Raw genomic sequence first — 11,673 nt, 5'->3', positions numbered from 1 at the left:
CATCTGAAAAAGATGCGGGATAATAATTGTTAGAAGAGCCTTTTACTGTCCTTCTATTAATTTGTTGTACTCAATTTTCATATCACCCAGCTTTTTCAAGGAATAACGAGAACTTCCATTCTTAAACCAAGTACCCAGGATGTATTGTTCGGCGACCTTCTTGCTTTGGTTTTTCAACCAAGTACGGTCTTTGCCATAGGTGGCAAGTTGCTCAAGGAGTTGTTGGCCCTCGTAGGTAGTATCTTCTTTAGAAAGGTAGACCTCTTTCTGGAAAAACAACTTTTTGGATGAGTTGTATTTAAATATAAAACCAAGTGTCACACCTTTTTCCAATTGAAGATCATACATATAGGTCCAGTTGGGCGTTCTCCTAAACATCATCACGGACAGTTCTTCGTTAGCATCGACAATTCCTTTAGAATAGGGGTAGGTCTGAAAATCCTCGTTTTCTTTCCAAATATCATCGTTCCCTATCGTTTCTGTATAGGGCTTAAACATCACATAGCGCATCAGCCCACCATTTTCAGAGTAAACGATCTCTTCCATAGGGTTTTTGAGGCTCAGGTAGATTCCCAGCCAATAAAGGCCAAAAAGTAAGATGGGTGTGAACCAGAGGAAGTGTTTTAGGTGTTTTTTCATGTGGCCTGTCCTGTCAGATAATCATAGATTTCGCGAACTGTTCCAAGAGCCATTAATTCCTGTTCTTTCACCGTTTGTTTGAGTTTTTGGTAGATAGTGCTTTCTGTGATTTCCCGTTTTTTTGCTGCTTTATTGACCTTCATGATCCCATTTTCAATGGTCACAAAGCCCAGCTCTTGGAAGATCTGGATCATTTTGACCAAGAGGATCTGCTGGATCTTGAGATAGGCTGCTAGATCTTTGAGTTTGTAGCGGACATCGAACTCTGGGTACTGATAGATGGTCTTATAGAGCTTGGCATACTGGTCCCTGCTACCATATCCTGTCAGATAGTAGGCTTTGGCGATCTCATTTTTGAAATAGACAGCCTGGAAATCATGCTCTTGGAAGATTTGCCGTAGTTGCTCTATATCCTCAGGGATATTTCCAACTACAACAGCGGATGCGCCTGTCAGATCTGGCAGTTCTTGGGTAAAATCCAGAACGGGAACACCTGCAGGGAGGCTGGCATTTTTAGAGCGGATATTGAAGAGCTGCACACCGTCCACACGCGCATCAACCAGCATGAGCTGGAGAGTCGTTTGACCATTCCATTGGTTGACCGACAACTGCACAGCTAACTCCAGGTCTTGCGCCTGCGCAAACTCTGCCTCTAAGCTTCCCAAGCCAAAGGCCACCACCTCAAAGGTCGCATCTTCTTGAGAAATTTTGAGTTTCAAGTGGGTATTGCCAGCTCCCATCGAGCGTGCCCCTTCTACCTTGAAATTACGGATCAGAAAGACTGGTTTTTTATTGTCCATGCCAAAAGGACTCAAGCGATCAAAGCTTTTCAAGGTTTCAAGCGTTAGTTCTGTTAGATGCAGTTCCTCGTCGATGGCTAAGCTAGACTTGCTGCTGAGATCAATCTCTTGTTCTGCAATGTAATCCGTAAGAGCCTGAGACAAGGCAGGGAGTTGGTCCACCTCGAGCGTCATCCCTGCTGCACCGGCATGCCCTCCAAAGGCGACAAAGAGCGACCGGTGGGGATCGAGGGCCTCAAAGATATTGACCGACTCAGGACTCCGAGCGCTTCCTTTAGCCCGTCCATCTTCGATACTTAAAACAACGACCGGCTGATGAAGCTCTTCCAACAAACGACCAGCGACAATACCAAGGACCCCTGGATTCCAGCCTTCCTTGGCCAAGACCTGAGCGGATAAGCTCGGCTCGACCATGGTTTTTGCTTCATCGTAGATGCTTTGAACAATCTCTTTTCGTTCTTCATTCTTCTGATGAATCATGAGGGCAATCTCGTGCGCCTCTTCATCGTCAAATCCTGTCAGGAGTTCAATGGCCGGATTGGGATCATCGAGGCGTCCAAGGGCATTGAGACGAGGAGCAATCTGAAAACCAACTGTTTCTTCATTGATATCCTCCGGACGAATCCCTGCGATCTCCAAGAGTTCCTGCAAGCCCATGCGCTGGGTATGTTGGAGAACACCCAGGCCGTATTTGACCAGAATCCGATTCTCATCTGTCAGGCTGACCATGTCAGCAATGGTCCCAATTGCTACCAGGTCTAAGAGATCGACTGGTACTTCCTCTAGGAGGGCACAGGCCAACTTAAAGGCCACACCACATCCTGCTAGATAATGGAAAGGATAATCCGCATCTGGATGCTCGGGATGAATGATCGCATATGCATCCGGTAAAACCTCTGGCATGGAGTGGTGGTCCGTCACGATAACATCGACTCCCATCGCTTGAGCCATGGCAATGGCTTGATTGCCCGCGACCCCATTGTCCACCGTGACAATCAGGGAAATGCCTTGCTGCTCGATAAAGTATTTGTAGACACTCTCATTGGGACCATAGCCGTCTGTAAAGCGGTTGGGGAGGTAGACTTGCACCTCTGCACCCATCTGCTCCAAGGTTTCCTTCATAATAGAGGCCGAGGTCATCCCGTCCGCGTCATAGTCACCGTAGATGAGGATCTGCTCATAATCTTCAATGGCCCGTCGGATGCGCTCCACTGCCTTGTCCATATCATGGAGCAAATAAGGGTCGTGTAGCTTCTCCAGCTTGGGTTCTAAAAAGTCTTCTAAATCCTCTTTGGTCTGAATGCCACGCTCATACAACAAGGTTGCTACGGATGATTCTAGGCCTGCTTTTTTGGCAAGGGCTAAAAAGGCCTCATCTGCACTTGGCGAAGCTAACTGCCAATCGTATTTTGAAGTGATCATCTAGCTTTTGGTCTCCTCTTTTTCTTATCTGATTATTATATCATGAAAGGCTAAAATGGCGGGAAATAAAAGGTCGACCTATACAAAAACAAAAATCAACATTTTTCGTTATTTTTGTTGCATTTAACTTGACTTATCATACTAAAAGAATATAATAATGTTGATAATAATCTTTTAAATATGCAATGGGATGATTATTCTGTTAAAATTTGTAACGTTTATTATCACTTTAACATTATGACGCTTGTCATTTCCCTTGTTTTTCTATCTAAACAAACGTAGTTAGAGGGTTTGAACTGATGTTGTCGGTGAGTTTGTTTTCCTTTAATACATAAAGGGGAGCATATAATTCATCGATCTATCCTAAACTGAGGCAGCTGGTTTCATGGAGTAGAAATTAGAAGCCTTTCTATTTTAGGATATATCACTATATAGAAAAGCCTCGGAAAGGGCAGGCAGAAGAAAGGAAATGAGGCCAATTGAAATCTCTTTATAAAAAGATAGTTGCATTTGTAGCTATCATCGGTGTGGTAGCCTTGGGCTTGTCTGTGATCAAACCCGTAAGCGCGGCCACTGTTTCACCAACCGTCACCAACTTAAAGGCCCAAACAAATGGACAAAAGGTTACCTTTTCATTTGACTGGGATTTAACTGGTAAATCAGTTAAAGACGGTGATACATTTACCATTGATGCTCCAGAAGGTGTCAATATCACTGAAATCGCAACACAATCACTCCAAGCTAATGGAGCTGAAGTCGCAACCATTTCGATGACAAACAAAAAGATTACTTTTACCTTTAAAAAAGCAATCGAATCCATGAACGAAAATGTCAAAGGTGGATTCTCATACAAAGCAGAATGGGATAGCACTCCAGGAAATCCTGGAAACAAGACCGCCACTTCTAAAGTCGGTTCAGAATCTGTCATCATTACACGTCCTGACGGTCCTGGCGTATTTGAATCAGTCTTAAATAAATACAACCTTACAGGTGACTATGTAGCTAAGCAATTCAAATTAGACGCATCTGAAAACTATGCATGGATGAATGTTGGTGATGACTACTATCTGACAAAATGGTTCATCCGTATCAACGGGGATGGTAAGAAACAAGCCCTCACAAACCCTGTTGTATCAGATAAAATCCAAGCTCCAGCAGTCGATTACTCAAAAATCACTTTTGCTCCTGCCGCAAATCACGCTGCAAATGAATTCTTTGTGGGAACTTACTTGAAACCATCCTTCACTTTAAGGAAAGGTGGACAAGTGGTGGCTTCTGGTTGGGACTTCTGGAAACATGTGAAATTCGATGCAGACGGTAATGGATTTACCGTGAATTTATCAGATGTCAGTGATGTCTTTAAAACAGCATCTAGCGATGAATTGATCGTTGAATACCAAACATTAATTCCTAAGACAACCATCCGTGTTGATAACAACGCTACATTGACAGCTGATGAAATCACAACACCTCAAACAGATCCAGCCTTCTGGAACAACAACGAGTTGAAATTCTGGGTGAGCGGTGACAAAACTATCACTGTTCAAAAAGAATGGGTTGGTGATGAGGAAGCTGACCGTAAAGATATTACGGTTCAATTGTATGCGGACGGCAAAGCCTTGGATGGGATGACACAAACTCTTACAAAAGCTTCTGGCTGGAAAGCAGCATTTACGAATTTGCCAGGTATCAAAGACGGTAAGGCAATTGAATATTCAGTAGTGGAAACAAACACTCCAGAAGGTTACACTTCTAAAGTTGAGAAAATTGATGATGACAACGTGATTAAAGTGGTCAACACATCAAATAAACCAACTACAACAACAACCACTACGACTACTACAACTACGACTCAAGAGCCTACAACTACAACTACTACGACTCAAGAGCCTACAACTACAACTACTACGACTCAAGAGCCTACAACTACAACCACTACGACTCAAGAGCCTACTACCACAACTACTACGACTCAAGAGCCTACAACCACAACCACTACGACTCAAGAGCCTACAACCACAACTACTACGACTCAAGAGCCTACAACCACAACTACTACGACTCAAGAGCCTACTACCACAACTACTACGACTCAAGAGCCTACAACTACAACCACTACGACTCAAGAGCCTAAGACTACTTCAACTACAACTGAAGAGCCTAAGACTACTTCAACTACAACTGAAGAGCCTAAGACTACTTCAACTACAACTGAAGAGCCTAAGACTACTTCAACTACAACTGAAGAGCCTAAGACTACTTCAACTACAACTGAAGAGCCTAAGACTACTTCAACTACGACTCCAGAGCCTAAGACTACTTCAACTACAACACCTGAGACTCCTCCTACTACAACACCAGAGGAACCAGAAAATCATAATAGTAGTGAGGAAGATACAACAACCACTACGACTACAACTGTAGAACCTAAGACTACACCCGAAAAGCCAAGTAAACCTAGTCATTCTGGTACCACAACGACACCAAGTGCGCCAGGTTCAAATGGTGGAAACAATGGTGGACGTCGCAAACCGCTTCTTCCAAATACAGGTGAAGTTGTTGCATCTGGACTTGTCTTCTCAGGAATTCTTGTCTTAGCAGGTGCTGTTGGAATCAAACGGAAATTGACTGATAACTAATCGTATCATTAGGAACAGTCCTTACTTCTATCAACCCCCTAACGAAGAAACTTCTACTCTCATTCGTAGAAGTTGAAACAAATAAGAGAGAACCGAAAGGTTCTCTTTTTTATCCCGTTTTTCTTTAATAGATAACAAAAACAGCTCAGGGACCTTCATCCTGAGCTGTCGTTTTTTCTATTTTACCTTTTTTACTGATCCAATTTCACAACCTGTCCATCCTTAACGTTGAATTTATAAGTGATGGATTCATGATCTTTATTCTTGAAATCCAGATAATAGAAATCATAATCACCATCTGGAAGATCACTGGCATCCAACTTTTTAGCAGCAGCTTTTAAATCCTTTTCCTGGATGGCTTGGTCATCTTCTACTGAGATCATCATACGAACCATCCCCTTTTGAATAAGGGTGGCGTACGGAATCTGGTAATAACCCGCGAAATCATTCTTTCCTTCTTGCCTATTTTGAGCCGCCAGTTCTTCCAACTCTTCTGCAGACTCCTTTTGATAAGAAGAATCAACATTGGAGATAAAATGAAAATAAGAGAGAGTCAGGCCTAAATCCTGCTTTTTAAGCTTATCCAGTAGTTGGGCCTCTTTTTTCTGTACTATCTTCTGCTCTGTAAAAACTTCTTTATAACTTGGAGTGGTTTGTCCATAGGGATCAGACCAGTCATTTTGTAAGAAAGCATGCACCTCAAGAGGTACGGTTTGACCGTCATAGGTTTTCTCCGAATAAGTAAAATCGACATTATAACCTGGAATTTCTAAAGCCTGCCAGGAAAGACGATTAATTTTAACATTTCCATGAAGACCAACCTTAGCAAGCTCACTGCTGACAACTTCCTTCGCTTTTTTATAATCACTCGGTTTCATGATCTTACAACTGGAAAGAAACAGGCAACAAAGAATAAGTGGAATTCCTGCGAATAGTTTGAAATAGTTTGGCTTCATAGCCTGACCTCCTTGTTAAATCCGACCTAATCGATTATTTTTTTACATCATATGGGAACATTTTTTTAATATCTTCTTTCATCTTTTTATTAGGAATTTTCTCTAAATCCATATATTTGAAGAATTCTTCATCATTTTGAACGACATGAACCTTCCCATCTTTAGTATACTCATCTGGTATGGTCAGATTACCGAAGGACTGACCAAAATCTCTAGAGACCACGTAGTTCTGTACTTCATATAAGCGTCTCAGCAATGAGAACTCTGTAGTATCCTTACTTTGATTTAATTCCTTTTTAAAATATTGGAAAAATTCTTTTTTGTTATTCGCAAGATGTTCTTGCCCATCTTTTGAAAGCTCTGCTGGTATCTTATGATACTGTAGGACATCATACCATCCACCTGAACGCTGCTCTGGAACTTTATAAAGCAGTTCCAAAAATGAAATATCAAAGTTGAGATCTTCAGGTCCGAGAAAGTATAGGTAGGCATTCTCCCCTTTTGTCGGTTTTTCATCCCATTTTACAGTAGTTGGATTATTCCCTTTGCTTAAAATCGAATATACTTTCGGATAGAGTGTTTTCAATGGGATGTCCTTAGCCTCATCACTACGATCTGTAAATAACAACCGTGAATGTTGGAGCTGCAATCGTCCTCCTTCAAAATTGTATTCAAATGGATGCAAGTCTTTGTCGCTTTCTCGATTTTCTTTTTGAACTTGTTCATAACCTTTGCCTGATGAGGTTTTCCAAGCGAACTTTCCATCCTTAACATTCATTAACCCTATACGAGATTGATACTCTGTTTGTACATAGATATTTCCAGGTTCTACAATATATTTGTCTTTCTTATCGACAAGAATATCAATCGGAATGTATGTTTCTCCATCATCTGTATCCAACAACATAGAAGAAACTTTAACAGATAAGGGGATATAATTCTTATTCATATCTCGTACTATCTTAAAAACATCATATGTTTTCTTCACTAAGCGCTTGTCCTTGGTATCATAGACATCAATGAGCCAGTACTCTCCCTTTTGTGCTTTATTTGTAGTTAGGTAAGGAACTTGATTACCACGAATATAATATTGAAAATAGAGACGTGGGTCAGATTTTAATTTGTAACTTTCTTGTGCAATGTACCGTTCACTATTTCCACCATTTATAAACCATTCTACTTTAACTTTTGAATTATACGAATATGCTTCCAGCGCCTCATCCACTTCCTCTTTATTATCCCATTGAATGGCTACTGCTTTCCCACCTGCAATAAATTGGGAGTCAACTATGTTTGGACGAGGTTTCCAAGTTACAAATTGTGAGATTTCACGCTTATGAATTTCATATTGGATAAACCATCCACCTGCTAAAGTAACAAGTAATACAAATATCCAAAACTTAATTGATTTAAAAATCTTCTTCATTCTCTCTTTTCTACTTCCTGTCCGCATTTTTTCCCTTATTTGTTCGTCAGTTTTTTTTAAAAGTTTTCCGATTTTTCCAACCACATATGAATAAATTTCTTTAATAATATATTGACAACTGAAGCTTCTTATAATTTCTTAAACTAACTAACTTTTACAATAAGCTGACTAAAGATTAGGATTCTTCTTTATTTTGGAATGACCCATTTTGCATCACCATAAACAACCGTAAATGGTCCATCCCCATCTGTTAAATAGTTAATTTTATATATACCAGATTCTCCTGCTTCAAGGACTGTTGGCTGTTTGTAATTTAAAGTGTTATTCAACATATAAGCAGATTTCCCCTGGCCATCATAGAGATCTACATTTGTATAATCTGGAGTATTTGCAATACTGAGAGGTGTTGTATTCGATAGGGTGAATTCGACGATCAATCGATGTTGTTTTTTCCTTGTATCGATACGGTCTTGATCATCCTGAACATCCAAATTTGGATCGTCTGTTACACTATTCAGTGTAACTTCTAAGCCATTTGCAAATACAACTGGCTCTCCAAGTACATAACTTTTAACAGGATTTTTGGGATTAAAATTCTTTAATTTTTCTTTTATCTTTTGTCCATCATTATTCTTTCCAGATGGGATAGTCCAAAAGATATTATTCTCGTCTTCCTTACCATACTGATTCTCTCCCTTCATTTGTTGAGGGATTTGTAAGAGAATAGCCAAGTTTTTTAAATCAATTCGAACATCACCTTGATTTGTCACTTCCATTTCAACCGTGAATTCCGTAGGCGAAGTTTTACTATCAGCATAACCGGATAATGAGGTTGCCTCGAAATTTTTGTTAACTAACTGTTGTAAAACTGTTGAAAGCATGATATAGGAAATATGATCATCACGATTTGTTTCTTTTTCAGCATACCTTTGATGGAATTCATCGAGCCAATCATAGAAGGCTTGATTGAAATCTGACTCATTAGGATTTTTATAATATTTATTCCCTCTCGATAAAAGCTCTGGGAAGTAAGTTGGTACCTGAATGCGAATGAATACTTTGTTTCCCTTAACTGCATAGCCCTTTAACTCATAATTTTTTCCAAAGCTCAATGCATTCGTCATGAGCTTCAAATACATCGGACCATATATTTTGAGGGGGTACTTCTCACCAAGATATTCCACATAAGTATTTGGATCAAAAGTACTACTGTTTTTTTCAATTTTAGGGATAATATAATCGTTCCAGAGTCGAGTATACATATCTTCTTGATTTTTTGCCCCATTGGCCTTGATTACTGTGTCTATTCCCCTTGGATCTACATAGATTCCTTCAACGACCTGCAAAGCTTTTTGAACTCTTCCTTCCTCAGATAGAGAGACTTCATTCGGTTGCTGTCCATATATTGAAATACCATCGCTATCATCTGACCTCATATATTGTGGAAGTTTTTCAAACGTTATGTATCTGATACTGTTCTTTGCATCCCAATCAAATGTTGCTGCAGGTCCTGTCTTGTCAAAATGAATGTTTTTTCGATCGATTTTCTTCTGTACTTCTTTATTCGAAGAACCTTGTTTTTCTACAGTTCCTTGTTTGCAGGCACTCAAACATACTGGTATAAGTACCGAACATAAGACAAGGCCCCATTTTATTTTCTTCTTCATTTCATCTCCTCCTAATCTCTTCCTCATTTTACCACCAATCCCCCCTTTTGTCAGTCAAATAGATAGAGGCTGGGACAAAAGTCCTAGCCTCTCAATTATTTTTGGATTGTCGAGCAAGACGCAGTGGTTGAGTGGGCTCTACTACGCTGATTTCATCAGCTTTTACAGCCCTACTCAACTGTGCGGAGGTGGGACGACGAAATCGAATTCTAACGAATTACCGATTTCTATCCCACTCTCTTATTTCATATAAATCATCCCTGTACAGGCTTGCTCTGAAAGTTCGACAAAGCCCAGAGACTGGTAAAAGGCTAGATTCTTCTCGCTCCGTTCTGTGACGAGAAGCCGTTGATAGACATTTGGGAAGTTCGCTAAAGCCTCTTCTAAGAGTTTCCTTCCGATGCCTTGGCGCTGGTGATCTGGTCGCACCAGGAGGTCCTGCACCAACAGTACAGAGTGGCCATCTCCTACCAAACGAATGTAGGCGACGAGCTCTTTCTCATCATAGACGGCCAACTGCCAGAGACTGGCTTTGACAGCTTCTTCTAGCATGGTTGGGTTGTTGGTATAATTGGTCCAACCGACCGAACTGTAGAGTGCGACTAGGTCTGTCATCGCTGGAATTTCTTGTTTGTAATGGAACATCTTAACTCCTTTTTAATCTATAGTGCTGGAAAAAGGCGATATCCCGGTAAGGGGACTCTTGGCAAACAGCTAGCTCCATCTTGAGCATAGACTCTCGCCAGCCTTCTTTGCCCTTGAAGCGATTGTCCTGTAAGGCGTAAAAGACTCGAATTCCTTGGTAGTCCAGAACTTCGAGGGCTTGATCTTCTACTTCTCTATCTAGATAATAGGCCTGTGCCAAACCCATGGAGTGGGTTTCCAGGTCTTGACCTGCTAGGAGATCAAGGGCCTTTTGAGTATCATTTTCAAAGACGACGGTCTGCAGGACGCGGCCAACCTCATTGTGCTTAACGATAGAGAGCAGGCCTCCTGGTTTTAAGAGACGGGTGAATTCCTTGAGAACATCCTTGCGATCCTCCACATACTCCAAGACATTGTGGCAGAGAATGACATCAAAGCTAGCATCTTCAAGACTTGCTAACTGGTCCAGACTCCCGACGAGTTGCTGGTAGGGACGGTCCTGGGCCCGAAAAGCCACCATTTCTTCATTGGGTTCCACAGCAAGGACTTCATTGTCTTGCGCCAGGTGGTTGGCTACCAGGCCGAAGCCACTGCCGAAATCGAGCACCCGCTTTCCCTTGATGTCCTTCAATTGTTCAAAAAGGATATCATAATAGATCTGTCCCCAGGGTTGCTGGAGGTTCTCTAAATAGGCTTGAATATTTGCGGCCATCGATCTCCTCCTATTTGAAGTTAAACATCTTGCAGGCTAGCTTGTCCGAGATGCGTGGGAAAAGAGTATAGAGCTTGTGGGTCAGGTTCAAAAGCCAAGGCAGATTGAGCTCACGTTTTGGTTTTCCAAAGCTTTTCACGATCTTCTTAGCCACAAAGTCTGGTTCCAAAATGTAGCGATCCACAGCCTTGACATAGCTTCCGTCTGGGTCTGCCTGATCAAAGAAAGTGGTCCGAATGGGGCCTGGATTGACCGTCGTCACATGGACACCAAAGGGAATGAGTTCCAAACGCAGAGCATTGGAGAAGCCAATGGCCGCATACTTGGTCGCCGAATAAAGGCTGGATTTGGCAGTTGCAACGAGACCCGCCATGCTGACGATATTGACAATGTGCCCCTTGCCTGCTTCCTTCATGTGCGCACCCATCAAGCGTGAAAACTGCATGAGGGCAAAGGTATTGACCTCAAACATCTCCTGCACCTGCTGGTCAGAAATGCGATCAAAGGCCTCAAAAATCCCATAGCCTGCATTGTTGACCAAGATATCAATCTGTCCGTAGCGCTGATAGAGCTCTTCTACCAAATCTTGGACGGCTGAGGAATCAGTGATATCGATCCCGATGCATTCAGCTTGAGGATGACTGGCATAGAGCTTTTCCAGTTTTTCTTGATTTCTACCTAGGAGAATCAGCCGGTCTTCAGGGAGGAGCTTGACCATTTCTTGGGCCAAGCCTCCACTTGCTCCTGTTATGAGAATGGTTCGCATC

Annotated in this window: 9 protein-coding genes; 1 reads left to right on the top strand and 8 read right to left on the bottom strand. The window is 41.7% G+C overall.

Annotated features, from left to right (window positions below; genetic code table 11):
* Nucleotides 1–42: 42 nt before the first annotated feature.
* A complete protein-coding gene (locus ABVF55_RS04735; RefSeq protein ID WP_320909922.1) occupies nucleotides 43–639 on the bottom strand; it encodes a TipC family immunity protein in 597 nt (198 codons plus the stop codon).
* Nucleotides 636–2,861 carry a single-stranded-DNA-specific exonuclease RecJ gene (gene recJ / locus ABVF55_RS04730; protein WP_445285615.1) on the bottom strand — a complete coding sequence of 742 codons (2,226 nt, stop codon included), beginning with the start codon at nucleotides 2,859–2,861 and terminating at the stop codon, nucleotides 636–638. Before recJ ends, ABVF55_RS04735 begins: the two co-directional genes overlap by 4 nt.
* A 479-nt stretch (nucleotides 2,862–3,340) precedes the next feature.
* Here recJ and ABVF55_RS04725 point away from each other — a divergent pair, with 479 nt between their 5' ends.
* Nucleotides 3,341–5,500, top strand: coding sequence for an Ig-like domain-containing protein (locus ABVF55_RS04725; protein ID WP_445285614.1), 2,160 nt, complete (start codon nucleotides 3,341–3,343; stop codon nucleotides 5,498–5,500).
* A gap of 191 nt (nucleotides 5,501–5,691) precedes the next feature.
* Here ABVF55_RS04725 and ABVF55_RS04720 read toward each other — a convergent pair whose 3' ends face one another.
* The 6 genes from ABVF55_RS04720 to ABVF55_RS04695 form a co-directional block, all read right to left on the bottom strand.
* Nucleotides 5,692–6,456 (bottom strand): hypothetical protein, encoded by a 765-nt coding sequence (locus ABVF55_RS04720; RefSeq protein WP_118095358.1) that lies wholly within the window; start codon nucleotides 6,454–6,456, stop codon nucleotides 5,692–5,694.
* A gap of 34 nt (nucleotides 6,457–6,490) precedes the next feature.
* Nucleotides 6,491–7,966, bottom strand: coding sequence for a hypothetical protein (locus ABVF55_RS04715; RefSeq protein WP_445285613.1), 1,476 nt, complete (start codon nucleotides 7,964–7,966; stop codon nucleotides 6,491–6,493).
* Nucleotides 7,967–8,070: 104 nt separating this feature from the next.
* The gene (locus ABVF55_RS04710) at nucleotides 8,071–9,549 is read right to left on the bottom strand and encodes a hypothetical protein (protein ID WP_445285612.1); all 1,479 of its coding nucleotides are present in this window, start codon (nucleotides 9,547–9,549) and stop codon (nucleotides 8,071–8,073) included.
* 240 nt (nucleotides 9,550–9,789) lie between these two features.
* Nucleotides 9,790–10,194, bottom strand: coding sequence for a GNAT family N-acetyltransferase (locus ABVF55_RS04705; RefSeq protein ID WP_049522952.1), 405 nt, complete (start codon nucleotides 10,192–10,194; stop codon nucleotides 9,790–9,792).
* A gap of 1 nt (nucleotide 10,195) precedes the next feature.
* Nucleotides 10,196–10,906, bottom strand: a complete 711-nt coding sequence (locus ABVF55_RS04700; protein WP_445285611.1) for a class I SAM-dependent methyltransferase — start codon at nucleotides 10,904–10,906, stop codon at nucleotides 10,196–10,198.
* A gap of 10 nt (nucleotides 10,907–10,916) precedes the next feature.
* Nucleotides 10,917–11,672, bottom strand: coding sequence for an SDR family NAD(P)-dependent oxidoreductase (locus tag ABVF55_RS04695; RefSeq protein ID WP_125826459.1), 756 nt, complete (start codon nucleotides 11,670–11,672; stop codon nucleotides 10,917–10,919).
* Nucleotide 11,673: the final 1 nt, after the last annotated feature.

The organism is Streptococcus sp. KHUD_012 (assembly GCF_052588255.1).
Note: the sequence above shows the minus strand (reverse complement) of the source record. Positions and strands in the feature narration are given on the sequence as shown.